Raw genomic sequence first — 22,530 nt, 5'->3', positions numbered from 1 at the left:
CGCAAGGCCCGGCAGCCTGACATAATCCCCTGTGCAAAATTACAGGGGGCAGAGTGGCAGACGATTTCGCAGCAGACGGGCAGTTAGCAAAAGCAATTCCTGGCTTTAAACCGCGTGAGCCCCAGCGCCAGATGGCGCATGCCGTCGCGCGCGCGATCGATAACGGGCAGCCGCTGGTCGTGGAAGCGGGGACCGGGACCGGGAAAACCTACGCCTATCTGGCGCCTGCGCTACGGGCGAAGAAAAAGGTCATTATCTCGACCGGTTCGAAAGCGCTTCAGGATCAGCTTTACAGTCGCGATCTGCCCACCGTGGCCAAGGCTCTCAAATATAAAGGCCGGCTGGCATTACTGAAGGGGCGCTCAAACTACCTCTGCCTCGAACGTCTGGAGCAACAAGCGCTGGCGGGGGGCGATCTGCCGGTACAAACGCTGAGCGATGTCATCATCCTTCGCGCCTGGGCCAACCAGACCCAGGATGGCGATATCAGCACCTGCGCCAGCGTGGCCGAAGATTCTGCCGCCTGGCCGCTGGTCACCAGCACCAACGATAACTGCCTCGGTAGCGACTGCCCGCTCTATAAAGACTGCTTCGTGGTGAAAGCGCGTAAGACGGCGATGGACGCTGACGTCGTGGTGGTCAACCATCACCTCTTTCTGGCCGATATGGTGGTGAAAGAGAGCGGCTTTGGTGAACTGATCCCCGAGGCTGACGTGATGATCTTCGATGAGGCCCATCAGCTGCCGGATATTGCCAGTCAATATTTCGGCCAGTCCCTCTCCAGCCGTCAGCTGCTGGATCTGGCCAAAGATTTCACTATCGCTTACCGCACCGAACTGAAGGATACCCAGCAGTTACAAAAATGCGCGGACCGTCTGGCGCAGAGTACACAGGATTTCCGCATGCAGCTGGGCGATCCGGGCTTTCGCGGCAATCTGCGTGAACTTCTGGCAGACAATACTATTCAGCGCGCGCTCCTGCTGCTGGATGATGCGCTGGCGCTCTGCTATGACGTGGCGAAATTATCTCTGGGCCGCTCCGCATTACTGGACGCCGCCTTTGAACGCGCCACCCTCTACCGTGCCCGTCTTAAGCGCCTGAAAGAGATCAACCAACCAGGATATAGCTACTGGTACGAATGTAACTCACGCCATTTCACCCTGGCCCTTACGCCGCTTACCGTGGCGGACAAATTCAAAGAAGTCATGGCCGACAAACCGGGGAGCTGGATTTTCACCTCCGCGACCCTCTCGGTAAATGATGACCTGCACCACTTCACCGAACGACTGGGGATTAACGAGGCGGAGTCGCTGCTGCTACCCAGCCCGTTTGATTACGCGACCCAAGCGTTGCTCTGCGTGCCACGCAATTTACCGCTGCCGAATCAGCCCGGCGCAGCGCGCCACCTGGCGGCGATGCTTAAACCGATGATCGAGGCGAACAACGGGCGCTGCTTTATGCTCTGCACCTCTCACGCCATGATGCGCGACCTGGCAGAGCAGTTCCGCGCTACCATGACCCTGCCGGTGCTGCTACAGGGTGAGACCAGCAAAGGTCAACTGTTGCAGCAGTTTGTTAGCCACGGCAATGCCCTGCTGGTGGCAACCAGCAGCTTCTGGGAAGGGGTGGATGTCCGCGGCGATGCGCTTTCTCTGGTCATTATCGATAAGCTGCCCTTTACCTCGCCGGACGATCCGTTGCTGAAGGCCCGTATGGAGGATTGCCGCCTGCGCGGAGGCGATCCCTTTGACGATGTGCAGCTACCGGACGCGGTGATCACCCTTAAACAGGGGGTAGGGCGTCTTATCCGCGATATAGACGACCGGGGCGTGCTGGTGATATGCGACAACCGGTTGGTGATGCGTCCTTACGGCGCAACCTTTATTGCCAGTCTGCCACCCGCGCCGCGCACGCGGGACATCAATCGAGCAGTGCGTTTCCTGGCCGCGCCATCGGCGGAGTAATTTGCCCTGGAGTGTGCTAAGATGCGCGCCATTTTGTATTGACCCACTGCGAGAGCGCGACAACTGATGCGAATTCTGGCTATTGATACCGCCACAGAGGCCTGTTCTGTTGCCCTGTGGAATGACGGTGCCATCTCTGCTCATTTCGAAGAGTGCCCACGAGAACACACCCAGCGCATTTTACCGCTGGTAAAGATGATCCTGACTCAGGGCGACACCACTTTAACCGACCTCGACGCACTGGCCTTTGGCCGCGGCCCGGGGAGCTTTACCGGCGTGCGTATTGGCATCGGTATTGCGCAAGGGCTGGCGCTCGGCGCCGGGCTGCCAATGATTGGCGTCTCTACCCTGGCAACCATGGCGCAGGGCGCCTGGCGTAAAACCGGCGCCACCCGCGTGCTGGCCGCCATTGATGCCCGCATGGGTGAAGTTTATTGGGCGGAGTACACCCGTGATGAACAGGGCGTCTGGCACGGTGAAGAGAGTGAAGCGGTACTCAAGCCGGAAGCCGTCAGCGAACGGTTGAAGCAGCTTTCCGGCGTCTGGGCTACGGTGGGTACGGGCTGGAAAGCCTGGCCGGATATGGCGCAGGAGAGTGGCGTAACGCTGGAAGAGGGCGAGATGTTGCTGCCTGAAGCCGAAGACATGCTCCCCATCGCCTGCCAGCTGCTGGCAGCAGGCAAAACGGTGGCGGTTGAGAAGGCCGAACCAGTTTATTTACGAAACGAGGTTGCATGGAAGAAACTTCCAGGCCGCGAGTGAATCTCAGTATCAGGAACTGAGAAAAAGGGGTCGCATCATGGCGGTTCATAATTATGTAGTACGCCTTCTGGCGGCCGGCGCGGTGGCGCTGGCATTGAGTGGATGCGTATCGGTACCGGACGCCATCAAAGGCAGCAGCCCGACGCCGCAGCAAGATCTGGTCCGGGTGATGAACGCACCTCAACTTTACGTCGGCCAGGAAGCGCGTTTTGGCGGTAAGGTGGTCGAGGTGTACAACCAGCAGGGTAAAACCCGGCTGGAGATTGCCACGGTCGCACTCGATAGTGGCGCGCGTCCGATCCTGGGCGAAGCGTCACGTGGCCGTATCTATGCGGACGTGAACGGGTTCCTCGACCCGGTTGATTTCCGTGGGCAACTGGTCACCGTCGTGGGTCCTATCACCGGTACGGCGGAAGGCAAGGTGGGCAGCACCCCCTATAAATTTATGACCATGCAGGCCAACGGCTACAAACGCTGGCATGTTACGCAACAGGTCATGATGCCGCCGCAGCCTATCGATCCCTGGTACTGGGGACCCCATCCGTACCGTTATGGCGGCTACGGTGGCTGGGGCTGGTATAACCCCGGTCCAGCTCGCGTTCAGAACGTAGTGACAGAGTAACTTACTGTTATTATTGAAAAAGAAACAGCGGCCTCGCCGCTGTTTCTCGTTTTATACGGATATAACAAAAATAAATAGTGACGTGCTTCGCAACCCGAAAAGCGGACAATTAATAAACTGGTACGCTGAGTTAATATAATGTTAACACTTTGTATTTAACCGGGGTTGTGATGACGACAAATACTCATTTCAGAGGTGATTCATTGAATAAGGTTTGGCTAAACCGTTATCCCGCGGATGTTCCTGCGGAGATCAATCCTGACCGCTATCAATCCCTGGTTGAACTGTTTGAACATTCGGTGGCACGCTATGCCGACCAGCCCGCGTTCATGAACATGGGCGAGGTCATGACCTTCCGCAAACTGGAAGAGCGCAGCCGGGCTTTTGCCGCCTATCTCCAGCAAGGCTTAGGGTTACAAAAAGGGGATCGGGTGGCATTGATGATGCCAAACCTGCTGCAATACCCGGTCGCGCTGTTTGGCATTTTGCGCGCAGGCATGATCGTAGTTAACGTCAACCCGCTCTATACCCCACGTGAGCTGGAGCACCAGCTAAATGACAGCGGTGCGGCGGCGATTGTTATCGTCTCTAACTTTGCCCACACGCTGGAAAAAGTGGTGGATAAAACTCAGGTCAAACACGTGATCCTGACACGGATGGGCGATCAGCTCTCCACCGCGAAGGGTACGCTGGTGAACTTCGTCGTCAAATACGTTAAGCGGCTGGTACCCAAATATCACCTGCCAGATGCTATCTCCTTCCGCCGGGCCCTGCAGACGGGCTACCGCATGCAGTATGTTAAACCCGAAATCGTCCCGGAAGATTTGGCGTTTCTGCAATATACCGGCGGCACCACCGGCGTAGCGAAAGGGGCGATGCTGACCCATCGAAATATGCTGGCCAACCTCGAGCAGGTAAACGCCACCTACGGCCCGCTGCTCCATCGTGGCAAAGAGCTGGTGATCACCGCGCTTCCGCTGTATCACATCTTTGCACTAACCATGAACTGCCTGCTCTTTATCGAACTGGGCGGACAAAACGTGCTTATCACCAACCCGCGCGATATCCCGGGCCTGGTGAAGGAGCTGGCGAAATACCCCTTCACCGCCATGACCGGGGTTAACACCCTGTTTAATGCGCTGTTGAACAACAAAGAGTTCCAGCAACTCGATTTCTCAACCCTGCACCTCTCTGCCGGTGGCGGTATGCCGGTGCAGCAGGCGGTTGCCGAACGTTGGGTGAAACTGACCGGCCAATATCTGCTTGAAGGCTACGGGCTCACCGAGTGCTCGCCGCTGGTCAGCGTCAACCCGCACGATATTGACTATCACAGCGGCAGCATTGGCCTGCCGGTGCCCTCGACGGAAGCCAAACTGGTGGATGATAACGATAATGAAGTGGCGCCAGGCGAGCCCGGCGAGCTGTGCGTGAAAGGGCCTCAGGTCATGCTGGGTTACTGGCAGCGTCCGGACGCCACCGATGAGATCATCAAAGACGGCTGGCTTCATACCGGTGATATCGCCGTGATGGATGACGAGGGTTTCCTGCGTATTGTCGATCGTAAGAAAGATATGATTCTGGTCTCCGGATTCAACGTCTATCCCAACGAAATCGAAGAAGTGGTTATGCAGCACAACGGGGTGCAGGAGGTGGCCGCTGTCGGCGTACCGGCCGGTACAAGCGGCGAAACGGTGAAGATTTTCGTGGTGAAAAAGGATCCGTCGCTGACCGAAGAGGCGCTGATTACCTTCTGCCGACGCCAGCTTACCGGGTATAAAGTCCCGAAACTGGTTGAGTTTCGTGATGAACTGCCAAAATCCAACGTCGGCAAGATATTACGACGAGAATTACGTGACGAAGCGCGCGCCAAAAGCGACAATAAGGCCTGAGCTTCGTGTGAGTCACCCCAAAACGCTGGCTAAGCCGGCGTTTTTTTATGGGCGCAAACCAAAGAGAACTTGTTTTGAATTACCAGATGATCACCACCAACGACGAGCTGGCCTCCCTGTGCGATGTCACGCGTGATGCACCCGCTATCGCCCTGGATACCGAGTTTGTTCGTACCCGCACCTACTATCCACAGCTGGGCCTGATCCAGATGTATGATGGCAAACGGCTGGCCTTAATTGACCCGCTCGGCATCACCGACTGGGCGCCGCTGCGCGAGCTGATGCTGAACACCGCTGTGACCAAATATCTGCATGCCGGGAGTGAAGATCTGGAAGTCTTCCTGAATACCTTCGGCATTATGCCGCAACCGCTTATCGACACTCAGATTCTGGCCGCCTTCTCCGGTCGTCCGCTCTCCTGGGGCTTTGCCGCGATGGTCGAAGAGTACACCGGACTGGCTATCGATAAGAGCGAATCCCGTACCGACTGGCTGGCGCGTCCGCTTACCGAGCGCCAGCTTGATTACGCCGCCGCCGACGTTTTCTATCTGCTGCCCATTGCCGGACAGCTGATGAAAGAGGCCGAAGCCTCTGGCTGGCTGCCAGCCGCGCTGGACGAGTGCCGGATGACGCAGCAGCGTCGTCAGGAGACCGTCGACCCGAAAGACGCCTGGCGCGACATCAATAACGCTTCACAGCTGCGTACGCGCCAGCTGGCTTGTCTGCAGTTGCTGGCGGAATGGCGTCTGCGTAAAGCCCGCGACCGCGACATGGCGGTGAATTTTGTGGTGCGGGAAGAACATCTCTGGGGCGTGGCGCGCTTTATGCCGGGCAGCATGGGTGAGCTGGACAGCATTGGCCTCTCCGGTAGCGAGATCCGTTTCCACGGCAAAACGTTACTGGCGCTGGTGGCCAAAGCGCAGGAGATCCCGGAAGACGAACTGCCGGAATCGCTGTTGAATCTTATGGACATGCCTGGCTACCGTAAAGCGTTTAAAGAGATCAAGGCGCTGGTCCAGGAGGTGGCGACAGAGAGCAAACTCAGCGCAGAGCTGCTGGCGTCACGTCGTCAAATCAATCAGTTGCTCAACTGGCACTGGCAGTTAAAACCGCAGAACGGGTTGCCGGAGCTGATGGCAGGCTGGCGCGGGGAGTTGATGGCTGAACGCCTGAACGCACTGCTGAAAAACTATCCGCTGTAAGAAGGGTAGGCCGGGCAGCGCGCTGCCCGGCGCTATACGTCACTATGAACGTGACTCTTCCGCTTCTGGTAGGGTGACGTTGAGCTCCAGAATCGAGATATCCCCGTCCCGTTGCTCCAGCTGTACAGAGACCATTTCCGGGTCAATCTGCACGTATTTACAAATCACTTCCAGAATGTCTTTACGCAGCTGAGGCAGGTAGTGCGGCTCAGCGTCGCTGCGGCGTCGTTCCGCCACAATAATTTGCAGTCGCTCTTTCGCGATGTTGGCGGTGCTTTTTTTCCGCGAGAGAAAAAAGTCCAGTAATGCCATAACTTATCCTCCGAACAGGCGTTTGAGGAAACCTTTCTTCTCTTCTTCAATGAAGCGGAAAGGACGTTCTTCACCAAGCAGACGGTCTACGGTATCAGCATAAGCTTTACCCGCGTCGGCGGTGGCGTCGAGAATAACAGGTTCACCCTGGTTTGACGCGCGCAGCACGGACTGATCTTCCGGGATAACGCCCACCAGTTTAATGCGCAGAATTTCGAGCACGTCTTCCATGCTCAGCATGTCACCTTTGTTGACCCGGCCCGGGTTGTAGCGGGTGAGCAGCAGGTGTTCTTTGATTGGATCCTGTCCATTTTCCGCACGACGTGATTTGGACGCCAGGATACCCAGGATACGATCGGAGTCACGAACAGACGAGACTTCAGGGTTGGTGGTAATGATGGCTTCATCAGCAAAGTAGAGCGCCATCAATGCACCGGTTTCAATCCCTGCTGGCGAGTCGCAAACAATGAAGTCAAACTCCATCTTTTTCAGCTCATCCAGCACTTTCTCCACGCCTTCACGCGTCAGCGCGTCTTTGTCGCGCGTCTGAGACGCGGGGAGGATATAAAGGTTTTCCGTGCGCTTATCTTTGATCAGCGCCTGGTTTAGGGTGGCATCGCCCTGAATAACGTTAACGAAGTCGTACACCACGCGACGCTCGCAGCCCATGATCAGGTCGAGGTTACGCAGGCCGATATCAAAATCGATAACGACGGTTTTCTTTCCCTTCTGGGCCAAACCAGTAGCGATGGCCGCGCTGGAGGTGGTCTTGCCAACGCCTCCTTTACCCGAAGTAACAACAATAATGCGTGCCATAGAAATTCCTTGTTAAAAAGGGATCAATTCAACGGTTGAACAGTCAAAGCGTTATCTGCCAGTTGCAGACGCGCCGCTTTGCCATAAAATTCGGCCGGGATTTTATCGCTCAGCCAGTAAACCCCTGCGATGGAAACCAGCTCCGCCGACAGGTGGGTACAAAAAATTTGCGCGTCGCGATCGCCACTGGCGCCGGCCAGCGCGCGTCCACGCATGCTGCCATAAATATGAATATTGCCATCCGCGATCAGTTCCGCGCCCGCGCTAACGTGGTTGGTCACAATTAAGTCACAGTTTGGCGCATAAATGCGCTGACCGGAACGAACCGGCAGATCAATCAATCGCGTTTTTGTGACTGTGCTATCAATTTCAACCGGCGGGGCAGGCGGAGCGGCCTCGGTGGGGGTGGCGCGTGGGGCTTTTTCTTTGCCTTCATTCAACAGCGGCAGGCCAGCCCGATCGATTTCAGCTTTCAGTTCGGCATCTTTGCAGCCGCTAATGCCCACGATCCGTAGTCCGGTAGAGGTCACCGCCTGCTGCAGGCGCTGCCAGTTGATCGGTGCGTCAAGGTCGCTAACATTAATGACCACGGGAGCATGTTTTAGAAATGCGGGCGCCTGAGCGATTTTGTCTTCTAACGCCTGACGAATAACCTCGGGTTTTGCATCATGCAAATGAACCACTGATAAGGTGAAGCTACTGCCTTTAAGCTCGATGGGCGTGTTTGACATCCTGGCCTTACTCAATTTGCTTTGAACCGCGACGTATCCGACGCGATATTCCGAAGAGTATCAGGCATGTTATAGTCACTATTATATTGAGGCAAGCAACCACCCATTAATTCAGAGTAAAAGTATGTTTTGTGTGATCTATAGAAGTACCAAACGCGACCAGGCTTATCTGTATGTCGAAAAAAAAGACGATTTTTCCCGCGTGCCTGAAGAATTACTGAAGCAGTTTGGTCCACGCCAGCTGGCGATGCTTCTGCCGCTGGATGGCCGTAAAAAATTGATCAATGCCGACCTCGAAAAAGTAAAAACCGCACTGGCCGAGCAAGGCTATTATTTACAGCTTCCTCCTCCTCCGGAGAATTTACTTAAACAGCATCTTGCGGAGCAGGGAAAAAAGTAGTTCAGAATTATCTGTCAGCGTCACATTAACCTTTTAGGGGACGATTATGTATCAGCATCATAACTGGCAAGGGGCATTACTCGATTATCCTGTAAGTAAAGTAGTTTGCGTAGGCAGTAATTATGCGAAGCATATTCAGGAAATGGGTAGCGCGGTTCCGGACGAACCCGTGCTGTTTATTAAACCTGAAACAGCGCTTTGCGATATTCGCCAGCCGCTGGCCCTCCCGCAGGGGCTGGGATCAGTTCATCATGAAGTTGAGCTGGCGGTACTGATTGGCGCAACGCTTCGTCAGGCCTCGGAAGAGCATGTCCAGAAGGCGATTGCGGGTTATGGTGTGGCGCTGGATCTGACGCTGCGCGACCTACAGGGCAAAATGAAAAAAGCCGGTCAGCCGTGGGAAAAAGCCAAAGGTTTTGATAATTCCTGCCCGATCTCCGGATTTGTGCCTGTTTCTGAATTTCCTGACGATCCACAAAATACCCCGCTCAGCCTCAAGGTGAACGGCGAAGTGCGTCAGGAAGGCACCACGGCAGACATGATCCATAAAATCGTCCCGCTTATTGCCTATATGAGCCGTTTCTTCACCCTGAAACCGGGTGATGTGATCCTGACGGGCACCCCGGATGGGGTTGGGCCGTTGAATAGCGGGGATGAACTGGAAGTGGCTTTTAACGGCCAGTCGCTGAAAACCCGCGTGCTGTAAGCACAGCTTGCCGCCGCTAATGGGCGGCAAAACTTGCATCCCCGTGCCAGACTGGTTATAAGGTGCGCTTTCTTTTTGACGTGTGGACATCCTTATGAGCGAAATCCCTTTCTGGCAAAGCAAAACTCTCGACGAAATGACCGACGCGGAGTGGGAATCGTTGTGCGATGGCTGCGGGCAGTGCTGCCTGCATAAGCTGATGGATGAAGACTCTGATGAGATCTATTTCACTAACGTCGCCTGCAACCAACTCAATATTAAAACCTGTCAGTGTCGTAATTATGAGCGTCGCTTCGAACTTGAGCCGGACTGCATAAAATTGACCCGGGATAACCTGCCAACCTTCGAGTGGTTGCCCCATACCTGCGCCTATCGTCTGCTGGCGGAAGGGAAGGGGTTACCGACGTGGCACCCGTTATTGACCGGTTCGAAAGCGGCGATGCACGGCGAGCGTATTTCGGTACGCCATATTGCGGTGAAAGAGTCTGAGGTGCGCGACTGGGAAGACCACATTTTGAATCATCCCAATCGTTAAGCATAAAAAAACCCGCCGAGGCGGGTTTTTTTATTCGCATTCATTACCGACCAAACAGATCGCGTTTTTTCGGTTTGAAGGGTTGCGCAATCAGTACCAGCAGCGCCACGATGAAGTAAGCCGCAAAAATACCAACCAGCCACTGCGGCATCTCCAGTGACAGAAACTCCCACTGACGCACAGAGCAGTCGCCCGATGCCACAAACACCTGCGGCAGCCATTTATCCAGCGGCAGCCAGCCTGGGAAGCGAGCGGCAAAATCGCAGGTCATAAACGGCGAGGGGTGCAGCTGGATCATGGTGTGCTGCCAGGCCAGCTCAACGCCTTGCCAGGCGCTGTATAACCAGATGGCGATAGCCGCGTAGCGTAACGGCGTCTTCGGCGCGATAGCGCCGACCAGACCGGCACCCATAATGCCAAATAGTGCACAACGCTCATAGATACACATCACGCAGGGTTGCAGCAGCATCACATGCTGGAACCACAGCGCGACCATTTCCAGCGCAAAGGCGGTCAGCGCCATCAATAACCACGCTCCGCGACCGCGCGAGCACTGGTTCAAAAATCTCAACATAATCATTTCCCTGGGACATGCTTAGAAAGCGCAGTGTAAACGAATTCATTTCACACGCCACCTGCTCAGCGAAAAATAAAACGTAATCGGATATTTATCATGCGGAAAGTCAAACCGGGCATCTGACTGCCCGGTTTGACTGACTTATTGCGCGGCCAGTATACCCGCCCCGATCATCCAGTGGGTAAGAGGAATCAACATAATTTTGACGCACAACAAACCAACCAGCGTTAAGACCACCGTGTAGGGTAACGCCATCCATACCATGCGGCCATAAGAGAGCCTGATGAGTGGGGCCAGCGCAGAGGTGAGCAGGAAGAGGAAGGCGGCCTGGCCGTTTGGAGTGGCAACCGAGGGGAGGTTAGTCCCGGTGTTGATCGCCACCGCCAGCATCTCGAACTGCTGGCGATCAATGGCTCCGCTCTCCAGCGCCGCTTTGGCTTCGTTAATATAGACCGAGCCTACAAAGACGTTATCCGAAATCGACGACAGCAGGCCGTTAAAGAGATAAAACAGCGTGAGCTGCGCGTCCGGCTCGGCCTGCAGAACAAAGTGGATAATAGGCGCAAACAGTTGCTGATCAACAATGACCGCCACCACCGCAAAAAAGACCGCCAGCAGAGCGGTAAAAGGCAGCGCCTCGGTAAACGCCTTGCCGATGGCGTGTTCGTCGGTCACGCCGGTGAGCGAGGTGGCGAGAATAATCACCGACAGGCCAATCAGGCCTACCTCAGCAAGATGAAACGCCAGGGCAATGATCAGCCAGACGCCAATGACCCCCTGGACAATCAGGTTAAGCGTCTGCTGACGAGTCCGCTGGCTGCGGCTTTTCGCATCATAATCCTGCAGCACCTGGCGTACCGGGGCAGGCAGTTCAGTCCCGTAGCCAAACCATTTTCTCTTTTCCACCAGCCAGCAAGTGAAGAGCCCGCACACCAGAACTGGCAAGCTAACGGGTGCAATGCGCAGGAAGAAGTCACCAAAGCCCCAGCCCACCGCTTTAGCGATAATCAGGTTCTGCGGCTCGCCGACCATGGTCATGACGCCACCCAGCGCGGTACCCACCCCGGCGTGCATCATCAGGCTGCGTAAAAAGGCGCGAAACTGCTCCAGCACATCGCGCTGTTGGGCATCGACATGGCTGTCATCCTGTAGCGTCTCTGCCGGGCGCGAGGAGGCGAACCGGTGATAAATATCGTAAAAGCCCACGGCGACGCTGATGACCACCGCTACTACCGTCAGCGCATCCAAAAACGCCGACAGGAATGCAGCTGCGCAGCAGAAAGCAAGGGAGAGCAGGGTCTTTGACGGAATGCTCAGCAGCAGGCGCGTGAAGATAAACAGCAGCAACTGCTTCATAAAGAAGATCCCTGCCACCATAAACATCAGCAGCAGCAAGACTTCCAGATTATTCGCCAGCTCTGTTTTCACGTGGTCCGCGCTGGTCATGCCGATCACGATCGCCTCGAAGGCCAACAGCCCGCCGGGCAACAGCGGATAACATTTTAGCGCCATCGCCAGGGTGAAAATAAACTCCGCCACCAGCAGCCAGCCCGCGGTGAAGGGATGAATGAAAAAGATCACCGGGTTGATAATCAAAAACGCGAGAAGAGTCAGTTTGTACCAGTCCGGCGACTGACCTAAAAAATTGCGCCAAAAAGCGCGCCCATAAGAGATTTCCACAGCAGATTTCCTTGCCCATCACATAATTACAATTTAAGTATACGCAACTGAGCTGCACAGGGGGCATGGAGGCAGACGTAAATTGACAAAAATAGAACAGCGATCCCTTTTTTCTCGCGTCGCTGCGCTATCTGCCTCTGCCTGCCTCTGGTATGATGAGTCCATTAGCAAAAAGCTGTGTAATGGAAATCTCACTATGGTCATTAAGGCGCAAAGCCCGGCGGGTTTCGCGGAAGAGTACATCATCGAAAGCATCTGGAATAACCGTTTCCCACCTGGATCGATCCTTCCCGCTGAACGAGAACTCTCTGAACTGATTGGTGTTACCCGTACTACCTTACGTGAAGTGTTGCAGCGTCTGGCCCGCGATGGCTGGCTGACGATCCAGCATGGCAAACCGACCAAAGTGAATAACTTCTGGGAGACATCGGGGCTGAACATCCTCGAAACGCTGGCGCGCCTCGATCATGAAAGTGTACCGCAGTTGATCGATAACCTGCTCTCTGTGCGCACGAACATCTCGACTATCTTCATCCGCACGGCATTCCGCCAGCATCCGGACCAGGCGCTGGAAGTGCTGGCACGTGCAACCGAAGTTGAAGATCATGCCGATGCCTTTGCCACCCTGGATTACAACATCTTCCGCGGCCTGGCCTTTGCCTCCGGCAACCCTATTTACGGGCTGATCCTGAACGGAATGAAAGGTCTGTATACCCGCATCGGGCGTCACTACTTCGCCAATCCGGAAGCCCGCGCTTTGGCGCTCGGTTTTTACCACAAGCTCAGCGAGCTCTGTTCAGAAAGCCAGCACGACCAGGTATATGAAACCGTACGCCGCTACGGTCATGAGAGTGGTGAGATCTGGCACCGTATGCAGAAGACGCTGCCCGGCGATCTGGCCATTCACGGTCACTAAAAAAAAGCCTCTCATCGAGAGGCTTTTTTGTTTACAGCGTGTTCATTCGCGGAGGGCAACGTTCCAGTAACTCCACGCTGCCATCCTCGTTTTGCTGCTCCAGCGTGACGTCAAATCCCCACAGACGATGCACATGTTTCAGCACCTCTTTGCGTCCCTTATCCAGCGGCGCGCGATTATGCGGGATATAACGCAGCGTTAATGAACGGTCGCCCCGCAGGTCCACATTCCACACCTGAATATTCGGCTCAAGGTTACTCAGGTTGTACTGAGAGGAGAGGCGATTGCGAATCTCACGGTATCCCTCTTCATTATGAATCGCGGAAATCTCCAGATAGTTATTGCGATCGTCATCCATGACCGTGAACAGGCGGAAGTCGCGCATCACTTTGGGGGACAGGAACTGGCTGATAAAGCTCTCATCCTTAAAGTCGCGCATCGCGAAGTGGAGCGTTGTCAGCCAGTCTGAACCGGCGATGTCCGGGAACCAATACTTGTCCTCTTCTGTCGGCGTCTGGCAAATACGCTTGATGTCCTGGAACATGGCAAAGCCCAGCGCGTAGGGGTTGATTCCGCTGTACCAGGGGCTGTTATAGGGCGGCTGGAACACCACATTCGTGTGGCTATGCAGAAACTCCAGCATAAAGCGCTCGGTCACTTTGCCTTCGTCATACAGATGATTAAGGATGGTGTAGTGCCAGAAGGTGGCCCAGCCTTCATTCATCACCTGGGTCTGTTTCTGCGGATAGAAATACTGGCTCACCTTGCGCACAATGCGCAGGATCTCACGCTGCCAGGACTCCAGCAGCGGGGCGTTTTTCTCCATAAAATAGAGCAGATTCTCCTGCGGCTCGGAGGGATAGCGGCGAGCCTCGGGCATGGCCTTCTCCTCCTCGCGTCTTGGCAGGGTACGCCACAGCGTATTCACCTGGCTTTGCAGATACTCTTCGCGGCTTTTCTGCCGCGCTTTCTCCTCCTGCAAAGAGATCTTCTGCGGGCGTTTGTAACGATCCACACCATAGTTCATCAGCGCGTGGCAAGAGTCGAGCAGCTTCTCCACCTCATCCACGCCGTAGCGCTCTTCGCACTCGGTGATGTATTTTCGGGCGAAAATCAGATAATCAACAATCGAACTGGCGTCGGTCCAGCTGCGGAACAGATAGTTGTTCTTGAAGAAAGAGTTGTGTCCGTAACAGGCGTGGGCCATCACTAACGCCTGCATGGTGATGGTGTTTTCTTCCATCAGATAGGCAATGCAGGGGTTAGAGTTAATCACAATTTCATACGCCAGCCCTTGCTGGCCATGCTTGTAGAGGCGTTCGGTTTCGATAAATTTTTTGCCGAATGACCAGTGCGGATAGTTGATGGGCATCCCGACGCTGGAGTAGGCGTCCATCATCTGTTCGGAGGTGATGACCTCAATCTGATGAGGATAGGTATCCAGACGGTACAACTTTGCCACCCGATCGATCTCTGCCAGATAGACATCCAGCAGCTCGAAGGTCCAGTCGGGTCCGTCGTTGAGACGTGTGCTGTCCTTATTCATCGAATCAATAGTAGCCATTAGCGCGCCCTCATTGTGATTAGCTCTCTCTGTCTGGAGAACCTCTTTTCAAGCATAGAACACCCCATTCAAAAGCGTGCTGACGCAGGATTTTTTTCTTTGCGATTTCCCATTTTCAATACGGGGTAAAATGGGGTCCTGGCAGAATTTTATACTGGTTAAAAATGACGCGCAGCAGGAGATGCCAAATAACGCCCATCCCCGCCTGATGGGGAAGGTGTGAGGTAAGTCACCATAAAAAAGCCGTATGTTGAATAATATTTTCATCTGAGTTATCAATCTGTAATCAGAAGATTGTTCTTTTGCTTATTAACGGAGTGGCTATGCGTGTTGTCATACTGGGAAGTGGCGTCGTTGGCGTAACCAGCGCCTGGTATCTGAGTCAGGCGGGACATGATGTGACCGTCATCGATCGGGAGCCGGGCCCGGCCCTGGAGACCAGCGCCGCGAACGCGGGGCAGATTTCGCCAGGCTATGCGGCGCCATGGGCGGCACCCGGTGTGCCGTTGAAGGCGATTAAATGGATGTTCCAGCGTCATGCGCCGCTGGCGATAAGCCTGGATGGCACCCAGTCTCAGTTAAAGTGGATGTGGCAGATGCTGCGTAACTGCGACACGCGCCACTATATGGAGAATAAAGGCCGCATGGTGCGCCTGGCCGAATACAGCCGCGACTGCCTGAAAGCGCTGCGCGCCAGCACTAATATCCAGTATGAAGGACGGCAGGGCGGCACCCTGCAGCTGTTCCGCACGGCGCAGCAGTACGAGAACGCCACCCGTGATATTGCGGTGCTGGAGGATGCGGGCGTGCCTTATCAACTGCTGGAAGCCAGTCAACTGGCCCAGATTGAGCCTGCGCTGGCGGACGTGGCGCATAAACTGACCGGCGGCCTGCGTCTGCCTAACGATGAAACCGGCGACTGCCAGCTCTTTACCCAGAACCTGGCTCTGATGGCGGAGCAGGCAGGGGTGAAATTCCGTTACAACACCGCTGTCGATCAGCTGCTGTACGAAGGGGAAAAAATCTACGGCGTGAAATGCGGGGAAGAGGTGGTCAAAGCGGATGCCTACGTTATGGCCTTTGGCTCATACTCCACCGCCATGCTGAAAGGCATTGTCGACATTCCGGTCTATCCGCTGAAGGGCTACTCGCTCACCATCCCGGTGAAAGAGGAGAGTGGCGCCCCGGTTTCGACCATTCTCGATGAGACTTATAAAATTGCCATCACCCGCTTTGATAACCGCATCCGCGTGGGTGGCATGGCTGAAATTGTCGGCTTTAACACCGAGCTGCTGCAGCCGCGGCGTGAAACGCTCGAGATGGTCGTCGGGGATCTTTTCCCACGCGGCGGTGTTATCGAGCAGGCCACTTTCTGGACCGGGTTGCGTCCGATGACGCCGGACGGTACGCCTGTGGTAGGCCGCACGCCGTTTAAAAACCTGTGGCTCAATACCGGCCACGGCACGCTGGGCTGGACCATGGCGTGTGGCTCTGGTCAGCTGCTGAGCGATTTGATCTCCGGGCGGACGCCGGTAATTCCGTTTGATGATTTAAGTGTGGCGCGCTATCGTCCGGGATACTCTCCGTCACGCGCACAACACCTGCACGGCGCACATAACTAATAAAGGAGTCGTCATGTCCCGTCCCGTTCTGGCACAGATCGATTTGCAGGCCCTGAAGGATAACCTGCAGGTTGTGCGTCGCGCTGCGCCAGCTTCACGCGTCTGGTCGGTGGTCAAAGCTAATGCATATGGCCATGGTCTGGATCGCATCTGGAGCGCCTTAAGCGCTACCGATGGTTTTGCCTTGCTCAATCTTGAAGAGGCGATCCTGCTGCGTGAGCGCGGCTGGAAAGGGCCGATTTTGCTGCTCGAGGGATTCTTCCATGCGGATGAGTTACCCCTGCTGGATAAATATCGTCTTACCACCAGCATTCACAGCAACTGGCAGGTCAAGGTTCTGCAAAATGCGAAACTGCACGCGCCGCTGGATATTTACGTGAAGGTCAACAGCGGCATGAATCGGCTGGGCTTCCCACCTGAGCGGGTGCACAGCGTCTGGCAGCAGCTGCGCGCCATGCAGAATGTGGGCGAAATGACTTTAATGTCCCACTTCGCCGAATCGGAACTGCCCGACGGAATTACCGCGCCAATGGCGCGTATCGAACAGGCGGCCGAGGGGCTTAACTGCCCGCGGTCGCTCTCTAACTCGGCGGCCACGCTCTGGCATCCTCAGGCCCATTTCGACTGGGTGCGCCCCGGCATCATTTTGTACGGCGCCTCGCCGTCGGGTCAGTGGCAGGATGTAGCGAATAGCGGAATAAAACCGGTGATGACCCTGCGCAGCGAAATTATCGGCGTACAGACCCTGAAGGCGGGTGATGCCGTAGGTTATGGCAGCCGCTACCGCGCCAGCGGGGAGCAGCGGATCGGCATCGTGGCGGGGGGATATGCCGATGGTTATCCGCGCATCGCCCCCAACGGCACCCCGGTATGGGTGGATGGGGTACGCACCGGCACCGTTGGCGCTATCTCAATGGATATGATGGCCATTGACTTAACGCCGTGCCCGCAGGCGGGTATCGGTTCACCGGTTGAGCTCTGGGGCAACGAGATAAAAATTGATGATGTCGCCGCAGCGGCAGGCACCATCGGTTACGAGTTGATGTGCGCCCTGGCGCCGCGGGTACCGGTCGTGACGGTGTAACCACTAAAAAAACAACGTGGGATGTCATGCCAGTCAGTTAAGTAGGGTGAATTGTTCCGTTAACTAAAGCATTTCTGTTCTATGCCGTTTCCTCAGCGGCCTGACCGGGGCACGGGTGTTGACTCCCCGCTGAAATCGGCGAACCGGAGACCGGATGACAAGGGCTGGACGCCATGGATGGCGGCCAGAGGCGAAGCGAGACAGGGACGTCGAGTTGAGCCGACCGCAGGCAGGAGGTCGGGAGGTGAGCGCAGTGCGAAGCACCGATTTCGTCGCGGGGCCGCGGGGATTGATAAGGGGGACCCGGCGGTCCCCCTTATCACGTTCACGGGTGGTGTGATGCCATATTCTGCTGAACATGAGGTGAACGGAACAATTCCACCGTGCTTAACTGATCGGCATTACAACCCTCAGATTGCCTTGTTTATACGATAAACAAGGCCGCTACTCTTCACCATCCTCAGCAACGCGAACACCCACCTTCAGGACTGCGTTATCTTGCTTCTCAGCGACGGTCCAGATCATCCCGGCAAACTCCACCTGGTCACCCACTACCGGCGCGGCGCCCAGCAGTTGCTGAATAATCTCACCCAGTGTCTGCTGCTGTTGGCGATACTCCAGACCTTCATCAAGACCGTAGATCAAGGCCACATCGGCAAACTTGGCACTGGCCTCCAGAATAAAATCACCGAAGAAGCGCTGATCCAGCGCCACCGGCGGCGACTGGCTAAACAGCTTGCCCAGCGCAGGCAGGTCTCGCTCGCGGCCAATCACGCAGAGAATATCGTTCTCGCGCAGGCGGGTACTACCGGTAGGGTGCAGCAGAGCGTTATCACGAAACAGCGCGGCGATGCGTGTTTCGCTGGGCATGTGCAGGTCGCGCAGTGACGCGCCCACGCACCACTTATCGGCGCTGAGCTGGTAAACAAATTGCTCCCACGGGTTCTCCGGATGAATATCCAGCCCGACGCGGGAGACCGGCCAGCCGACCGGCGGCACCACCACTTTGGCTTTTTTGGCCGCCCAGCCCAGCGACGTCCCCTGGAAGAGTAACGACACCAGCACCACAAAGAAGGCCACATTGAAGAACAAGCGGGCGTTATCCAGCCCCGCCATCATCGGGAAGACGGCCAGGATGATCGGCACCGCGCCGCGTAAACCAACCCAACTGATAAAGATGCGCTCGCGGAGATTAAATCCGCGGAACGGCAGCAGGCCAGCAAACACCGACAGTGGACGCGCGAAGAAGATCATCCATGCCGATAAGAGCAGCGCCGGTACGGCAATTGGCAGCAGATCGGACGGGGTCACCAGCAGCCCCAGCACCAGGAACATGCCAATTTGTGCCAGCCAGGCTAGCCCGTCGAAGTTCTGCAAAATGGCGTGCCGGTTACGGATAGGCCGGTTACCCAGCAAAAAGCCGCACAGATAAACCGCCAGGATGCCGCTGCCATCCAGCGCGGTGGTAAGGGCAAAGATCAAAATCCCGCCGCTGAGCGCCAGTAAGGGGTAGAGACCGCCAGGCAGCGAAATACGGTTAATCATCTGCTGGAGCAAATACCCCCCGGCGAGACCGATAATGATGCCCAGACCAAACTGCTGGATGATGTGCCAGGCGAACATCCAGCTGAGGCCGGTTTCGTGCTGCTGAATCATCTCAATCAGCGTGATAGTGAGAAATACCGCCATGGGATCGTTGCTGCCGGATTCAATCTCAAGCGTGGAGCCGACACGTTCGTTAAGCCCCTTGCCCCCCAACAGGGAAAAAACCGCGGCGGCGTCGGTAGAGCCGACAATGGCGCCAATCAGCAGCCCCTCCATGATATCCAGCTTAAATAACCATGCCGCCATCATTCCCGTCAGGCCTGAGGTAATAAGCACTCCGACCGTGGCCAGCGACAGGGCCGGGCCCAGCGCTACGCGAAAGGAGCTGGCCTGCGTGCGCATGCCGCCGTCAAGGAGGATCACCGCCAGCGCGAGGTTACTGATCATGTACGCCATGGGGTAGTTATCGAAAGGAATACCGCCCACGCCATCAACGCCTGCGAGCATGCCGATAGCCAGGAAAATAACCAGAATAGGTATGCCGAGACGGGAAGAAAACGAACTTAATAAAATACTACAGGTTACAAGAACTGAACCCAGGATAAAGAGACTGATTATTGCTGCGGCATCCAATGTTTGCTTACTCCCGCCTGACGCTGTGACTGTTATTAAAACCCTAACATATTAACGACACTCACAGCGTTTAAATGAGGCGGTTAAGCACCTTTTTTTATGACTTTATGACCGGATGGCCGCTAACCGTTAAAGAGGTGCCCTTTTCATCGTTTAAAAGGACTGCCTGCGCACCCAGCGGCAGCGTGACCGTCTGCTGTTCGTGGCCGAAATCGAGTCCGGCGATCACCGGTACCGCTACTCTGCTACGAAGGTAATCGATCATGGTTTGCAGATCGTAGCCGGCATCGTAATCATTGGCGGCTGCGCCGCTAAAACTGCCCAACACAATCGCCCGCTGGCGCGCGAGGATACCCGCATGGTGTAGCTGCAACAGCATGCGTTCAACACGGAACGGATGCTCATTGATATCTTCCAGCACCAGGATGCCGTTCTCAATGACGGGTAGCCAGGGGGTGCCAATCAGCGATACCAGCATCGCCAGGTTGCCGCCCCAGAGTTGACCCTCGCAGGTGCAACAAGGGCCCTGACCCTGCCAGTGCAGGGTGAAGGTAGGATTTCTCAGCGCCCGCCAGAAATGGTCGATGGTAAAGGCATCCAGCGTCGGGGCGCCGAAATTGCCCGCCAGCATGGGGCCGCTAAAGGTGATGACATTGTGCAGCGCCAGCAGACCCAACTGAATCACGGTAAAATCACTGTGACCGCAGATGAGCAGCGGATCCTGTTGCTGACGTCTCCCCAGCCCTGCCCAGTCAATCTGCTCCAGCAGGCGGCTGGCACCGTAGCCGCCGCGTACCGCCATCACAATTTGATCAGCGCCGGGCAGCGTGGCTAGCGCATTGATATCGTTCAGTCTCTGCGCTTCGGTGCCGGCAAAACGTTGCTGGCGGCGGGGTACAATTGTCTGATTTTGTACGCTATGGCCGCTCTCAATGAGACGCGCTATTCCCCGCTGCGCCGCCTCCTGGTTTATGCAGTACCCGGACGGAGCGATAAGATGAAACTGAGACATGGCATTTCCTTGCTGACTTATAAAACCAAATGTATATATCATGCCGCTTGTTATTGCCCTTCAGCAAGTGGATGAGAGGGCAGCTGCGATGACTGGCCATAAGGATAGATGACGTGAAATTGAGATGGTTTGCTTTTTTAATGGTATTGCTGGCGGGCTGTTCGTCGAAGCAGGATTACAAACAACAACCCTGGAACCCGGAAGTGCCGGTCAAACGCGCTATGCAGTGGATGCCTATCACCGAAAAAGCCGGTGCGGCATGGGGGGTGAGCCCACGGTTGATCACCGCTATTATCGCGGTGGAGTCGGGTGGTAATCCGACGCTGGTGAGTAAATCCAACGCGGTTGGGCTGATGCAGCTTAAAGCCTCCACGGCCGGGCGCGAAGTGTATCGCTATATGGGCTGGAAGGGTGAGCCCTCTACCAGCGAGCTGAAAAACCCGGAGCGCAATATCTCGATGGGCACGGCCTATCTGAGTATTCTCGAACACGGCATTCTGAAGGGAATTGAAGACCCGGAAGTGATGCAGTATGCGCTGGTGGTTTCATACGTGAACGGGGCAGGCGCGTTACTGCGAACCTTCTCGTCGGATCGTAAAAAGGCAATAAGCGAGATCAACGATCTCAATAAACAGGAGTTTTACGATCACGTAGTGCAAAACCATCCGGCTCCGCAGGCACCGCGCTATATCTGGAAAGTACAGAAAGCGATGGACGCGATGTAAAAACAGGCCGGGCAGCCCCACGCTGCCCGGTTATCCTCAGCGCACTTTGCTCGCGCGCTCGCGCGCATCGCGTTCCAGTGAGAAGATGATACGTTGCAGATCGCGCTCAACCGCCGGACTGACGTTCAGGAAGCGGAAGCTGAGACGCGGGGTAGAAATGGTCTCGTTTTTACCGTCCACCACTTGCCGCTCGCTCACGGAGATCAGCTGGGCATCGACACGAAATATCCCCCAGTTCGCCATATCCAGCTCAAGCTGCGAAAAACGCATTCCTTCTACCAGCGACTCCGGTTTCGCGCCCTCCATTAATGCGCCCATCCCCCCCAGCGAGAGGTCATACAGGCGAAAGCGCAGTTCACTCTTGTCCGGCATTTTGGCTCTGCAGTAGTAAGCGGGGTGCAGTGGCGCAGGAATACGGAAAAACTCGCGACGCTGAATAAACCAGACGGAATCGGGCAGGGGGGCAACGAAAGCAGGCAGCGACTGATACTCTCCTTCTTCAAATGCCGGCAGCGTGAATTCAACCTTGGCGCCTTTGGTATCTGCCGTGATGCAGAGGCTCTCAGCGCGCAGCACCGCGCGGTTTTCATAGTCCTGGCTACCCAGGTCAATAATCACGTTATCAGGTGAGAGGTCGAGAATCTTGCTAATAAACTGGTTGTTGCCCCAGCTAATACGCACCGGGACATCATTTTTTTGCAGGTCCCGTAATACACCTAACACAGCCAGCGGATTGTTTTTCAGGAACTGCTCACTGTAATTACTCACGCCCTGGGGCTCCTCGATATTGAGAGACTATCCCTGAGTTATCGGCAGCACCTGCGCAGAACTTAATACAAACCAGGGATTTTTTTCGTTATGCCTGGCGAATTAAGTCAGTGAGAAGAAAATGATTTTCCCACCATTGCCTATACTTACATTACCTGCGCGGACAGGTGTCTCGCGCACCATTCAAAGCAAGAGGGCATCGCTATGGGTATCATCGCCTGGATTGTGTTTGGTCTGGTTGCTGGCGTTATCGCCAAGTTTATTATGCCTGGTCGTGATGGCGGCGGCTTTATTCTGACCTGTGTCCTGGGCGTCGTGGGTGCTGTCGTGGGCGGCTGGCTGGCCACCATGTTCGGTATCGGCGGCAGTGTATCCGGTTTTAATTTGCACAGTTTCCTGGTCGCCGTGGTCGGCGCCATCGTTGTGCTGGGTATATTCAGGTTGTTACGTCGCGCATAACGTCGT

The 22,530-nt window shown here is 55.6% G+C and carries 22 protein-coding genes; 13 read left to right on the top strand and 9 right to left on the bottom strand.

The features are described from left to right. Nucleotides 1–53 precede the first annotated feature (53 nt). The 5 genes from B3B59_RS12810 (at nucleotide 54) to rnd (ending at nucleotide 6,439) form a co-directional block, all read left to right on the top strand. Nucleotides 54–1,964 (top strand): ATP-dependent DNA helicase, encoded by a 1,911-nt coding sequence (locus B3B59_RS12810; RefSeq protein ID WP_286809184.1) that lies wholly within the window; start codon nucleotides 54–56, stop codon nucleotides 1,962–1,964. Between the two features lie 66 nt (nucleotides 1,965–2,030). Continuing rightward, the gene (tsaB, locus tag B3B59_RS12805) at nucleotides 2,031–2,726 is read left to right on the top strand and encodes a tRNA (adenosine(37)-N6)-threonylcarbamoyltransferase complex dimerization subunit type 1 TsaB (RefSeq protein ID WP_212475639.1); all 696 of its coding nucleotides are present in this window, start codon (nucleotides 2,031–2,033) and stop codon (nucleotides 2,724–2,726) included. Nucleotides 2,727–2,763: 37 nt separating this feature from the next. Next, on the top strand, nucleotides 2,764–3,348 hold the full coding sequence (locus B3B59_RS12800) for a Slp family lipoprotein (RefSeq protein ID WP_286809183.1): 585 nt from the start codon (nucleotides 2,764–2,766) through the stop codon (nucleotides 3,346–3,348). A 203-nt stretch (nucleotides 3,349–3,551) separates the two neighbouring features. After that, entirely contained in the window at nucleotides 3,552–5,237 is a 1,686-nt protein-coding gene (fadD, locus tag B3B59_RS12795; RefSeq protein ID WP_286809182.1) for a long-chain-fatty-acid--CoA ligase FadD, read from the top strand. Nucleotides 5,238–5,311: 74 nt separating this feature from the next. Further along, nucleotides 5,312–6,439 carry a ribonuclease D gene (rnd, locus tag B3B59_RS12790; RefSeq protein WP_286809181.1) on the top strand — a complete coding sequence of 376 codons (1,128 nt, stop codon included), beginning with the start codon at nucleotides 5,312–5,314 and terminating at the stop codon, nucleotides 6,437–6,439. 42 nt (nucleotides 6,440–6,481) lie between these two features. On the opposite strand, the gene minE is transcribed toward rnd, so the two are convergent. From minE to minC, 3 genes are read right to left on the bottom strand one after another with little or no spacing between them, the layout of a single operon-like run. Then, a complete protein-coding gene (gene minE, locus B3B59_RS12785) occupies nucleotides 6,482–6,751 on the bottom strand; it encodes a cell division topological specificity factor MinE (protein ID WP_040075196.1) in 270 nt (89 codons plus the stop codon). A gap of 3 nt (nucleotides 6,752–6,754) precedes the next feature. Then, complete coding sequence (minD, locus tag B3B59_RS12780; protein WP_040075197.1) at nucleotides 6,755–7,567, bottom strand: septum site-determining protein MinD; 813 nt, start codon at nucleotides 7,565–7,567, stop codon at nucleotides 6,755–6,757. A gap of 23 nt (nucleotides 7,568–7,590) precedes the next feature. Further along, a complete protein-coding gene (gene minC / locus B3B59_RS12775; RefSeq protein ID WP_286809180.1) occupies nucleotides 7,591–8,298 on the bottom strand; it encodes a septum site-determining protein MinC in 708 nt (235 codons plus the stop codon). 124 nt (nucleotides 8,299–8,422) lie between these two features. On the opposite strand from minC, the gene B3B59_RS12770 reads away from it, so the two are divergent. The 3 genes from B3B59_RS12770 to B3B59_RS12760 all read left to right on the top strand — a co-directional run bounded on the left by B3B59_RS12770 (nucleotide 8,423) and on the right by B3B59_RS12760 (nucleotide 9,939). Then, entirely contained in the window at nucleotides 8,423–8,698 is a 276-nt protein-coding gene (locus B3B59_RS12770) for a YcgL domain-containing protein (protein WP_040075199.1), read from the top strand. Nucleotides 8,699–8,744: 46 nt separating this feature from the next. Continuing rightward, entirely contained in the window at nucleotides 8,745–9,404 is a 660-nt protein-coding gene (locus B3B59_RS12765; RefSeq protein WP_046885141.1) for a fumarylacetoacetate hydrolase family protein, read from the top strand. A 94-nt stretch (nucleotides 9,405–9,498) separates the two neighbouring features. Further along, the gene (locus B3B59_RS12760; RefSeq protein ID WP_040075201.1) at nucleotides 9,499–9,939 is read left to right on the top strand and encodes a YcgN family cysteine cluster protein; all 441 of its coding nucleotides are present in this window, start codon (nucleotides 9,499–9,501) and stop codon (nucleotides 9,937–9,939) included. A 43-nt stretch (nucleotides 9,940–9,982) separates the two neighbouring features. Here the strand turns inward: B3B59_RS12760 and dsbB are convergent, their stop codons facing one another. After that, entirely contained in the window at nucleotides 9,983–10,513 is a 531-nt protein-coding gene (gene dsbB, locus B3B59_RS12755; protein ID WP_040075202.1) for a disulfide bond formation protein DsbB, read from the bottom strand. A 144-nt stretch (nucleotides 10,514–10,657) separates the two neighbouring features. After that, nucleotides 10,658–12,196, bottom strand: coding sequence for a sodium/proton antiporter NhaB (gene nhaB, locus B3B59_RS12750; RefSeq protein WP_286809179.1), 1,539 nt, complete (start codon nucleotides 12,194–12,196; stop codon nucleotides 10,658–10,660). A gap of 196 nt (nucleotides 12,197–12,392) precedes the next feature. Here nhaB and fadR point away from each other — a divergent pair, with 196 nt between their 5' ends. Then, nucleotides 12,393–13,112, top strand: a complete 720-nt coding sequence (gene fadR / locus B3B59_RS12745) for a fatty acid metabolism transcriptional regulator FadR (protein ID WP_040075204.1) — start codon at nucleotides 12,393–12,395, stop codon at nucleotides 13,110–13,112. Between the two features lie 31 nt (nucleotides 13,113–13,143). On the opposite strand, the gene B3B59_RS12740 is transcribed toward fadR, so the two are convergent. After that, nucleotides 13,144–14,676: a SpoVR family protein gene (locus B3B59_RS12740; RefSeq protein ID WP_040075205.1), complete on the bottom strand. Its 1,533-nt coding sequence runs from the start codon at nucleotides 14,674–14,676 to the stop codon at nucleotides 13,144–13,146. A gap of 323 nt (nucleotides 14,677–14,999) precedes the next feature. Between B3B59_RS12740 and B3B59_RS12735 the strand changes: the two genes are divergently transcribed. Both B3B59_RS12735 and dadX read left to right on the top strand, forming a co-directional pair. Further along, complete coding sequence (locus B3B59_RS12735; RefSeq protein WP_286809178.1) at nucleotides 15,000–16,298, top strand: D-amino acid dehydrogenase; 1,299 nt, start codon at nucleotides 15,000–15,002, stop codon at nucleotides 16,296–16,298. Between the two features lie 13 nt (nucleotides 16,299–16,311). Further along, on the top strand, nucleotides 16,312–17,382 hold the full coding sequence (gene dadX / locus B3B59_RS12730; protein WP_207291904.1) for a catabolic alanine racemase DadX: 1,071 nt from the start codon (nucleotides 16,312–16,314) through the stop codon (nucleotides 17,380–17,382). Nucleotides 17,383–17,826: 444 nt separating this feature from the next. On the opposite strand, the gene B3B59_RS12725 is transcribed toward dadX, so the two are convergent. Both B3B59_RS12725 and ldcA read right to left on the bottom strand, forming a co-directional pair. After that, nucleotides 17,827–19,560: a potassium/proton antiporter gene (locus B3B59_RS12725; RefSeq protein ID WP_233804200.1), complete on the bottom strand. Its 1,734-nt coding sequence runs from the start codon at nucleotides 19,558–19,560 to the stop codon at nucleotides 17,827–17,829. A 97-nt stretch (nucleotides 19,561–19,657) separates the two neighbouring features. Beyond that, nucleotides 19,658–20,572: a muramoyltetrapeptide carboxypeptidase gene (ldcA, locus tag B3B59_RS12720; protein ID WP_286809175.1), complete on the bottom strand. Its 915-nt coding sequence runs from the start codon at nucleotides 20,570–20,572 to the stop codon at nucleotides 19,658–19,660. 113 nt (nucleotides 20,573–20,685) lie between these two features. Between ldcA and emtA the strand changes: the two genes are divergently transcribed. Continuing rightward, nucleotides 20,686–21,297: a membrane-bound lytic murein transglycosylase EmtA gene (emtA, locus tag B3B59_RS12715; RefSeq protein WP_040075211.1), complete on the top strand. Its 612-nt coding sequence runs from the start codon at nucleotides 20,686–20,688 to the stop codon at nucleotides 21,295–21,297. Between the two features lie 36 nt (nucleotides 21,298–21,333). Here the strand turns inward: emtA and ycgR are convergent, their stop codons facing one another. Continuing rightward, on the bottom strand, nucleotides 21,334–22,065 hold the full coding sequence (ycgR, locus tag B3B59_RS12710) for a flagellar brake protein YcgR (RefSeq protein WP_286809172.1): 732 nt from the start codon (nucleotides 22,063–22,065) through the stop codon (nucleotides 21,334–21,336). A gap of 204 nt (nucleotides 22,066–22,269) precedes the next feature. Between ycgR and B3B59_RS12705 the strand changes: the two genes are divergently transcribed. Continuing rightward, entirely contained in the window at nucleotides 22,270–22,524 is a 255-nt protein-coding gene (locus tag B3B59_RS12705) for a GlsB/YeaQ/YmgE family stress response membrane protein (protein WP_046885150.1), read from the top strand. Nucleotides 22,525–22,530: the final 6 nt, after the last annotated feature.

It is taken from the genome of Leclercia sp. UBA2479 (genome assembly GCF_002341985.1).
In the GTDB taxonomy this organism is placed as follows: Bacteria; Pseudomonadota; Gammaproteobacteria; order Enterobacterales; family Enterobacteriaceae; genus Enterobacter; species Enterobacter pneumoniae.
The sequence above is the reverse complement of the archived record's forward strand: the minus strand, read 5'-3'. Positions and strand labels throughout refer to the sequence as shown.

Excerpts from the sequence above, each read along its gene's own strand:
- B3B59_RS12735 (WP_286809178.1), top strand. The coding sequence starts at position 15,000 with ATGCGTGTTGTCATACTGGGAAGTGGCGTCGTTGGCGTAACCAGCGCC.
- B3B59_RS12765 (WP_046885141.1), top strand. The coding sequence starts at position 8,745 with ATGTATCAGCATCATAACTGGCAAGGGGCATTACTCGATTATCCTGTA.
- dsbB (WP_040075202.1), bottom strand. The coding sequence starts at position 10,513 with ATGTTGAGATTTTTGAACCAGTGCTCGCGCGGTCGCGGAGCGTGGTTA.
- B3B59_RS12740 (WP_040075205.1), bottom strand. The coding sequence starts at position 14,676 with ATGGCTACTATTGATTCGATGAATAAGGACAGCACACGTCTCAACGAC.
- minC (WP_286809180.1), bottom strand. The coding sequence starts at position 8,298 with ATGTCAAACACGCCCATCGAGCTTAAAGGCAGTAGCTTCACCTTATCA.
- dadX (WP_207291904.1), top strand. The coding sequence starts at position 16,312 with ATGTCCCGTCCCGTTCTGGCACAGATCGATTTGCAGGCCCTGAAGGAT.
- fadR (WP_040075204.1), top strand. The coding sequence starts at position 12,393 with ATGGTCATTAAGGCGCAAAGCCCGGCGGGTTTCGCGGAAGAGTACATC.
- tsaB (WP_212475639.1), top strand. The coding sequence starts at position 2,031 with ATGCGAATTCTGGCTATTGATACCGCCACAGAGGCCTGTTCTGTTGCC.
- B3B59_RS12800 (WP_286809183.1), top strand. The coding sequence starts at position 2,764 with ATGGCGGTTCATAATTATGTAGTACGCCTTCTGGCGGCCGGCGCGGTG.
- minD (WP_040075197.1), bottom strand. The coding sequence starts at position 7,567 with ATGGCACGCATTATTGTTGTTACTTCGGGTAAAGGAGGCGTTGGCAAG.
- ldcA (WP_286809175.1), bottom strand. The coding sequence starts at position 20,572 with ATGTCTCAGTTTCATCTTATCGCTCCGTCCGGGTACTGCATAAACCAG.
- B3B59_RS12770 (WP_040075199.1), top strand. The coding sequence starts at position 8,423 with ATGTTTTGTGTGATCTATAGAAGTACCAAACGCGACCAGGCTTATCTG.
- minE (WP_040075196.1), bottom strand. The coding sequence starts at position 6,751 with ATGGCATTACTGGACTTTTTTCTCTCGCGGAAAAAAAGCACCGCCAAC.
- B3B59_RS12705 (WP_046885150.1), top strand. The coding sequence starts at position 22,270 with ATGGGTATCATCGCCTGGATTGTGTTTGGTCTGGTTGCTGGCGTTATC.
- B3B59_RS12760 (WP_040075201.1), top strand. The coding sequence starts at position 9,499 with ATGAGCGAAATCCCTTTCTGGCAAAGCAAAACTCTCGACGAAATGACC.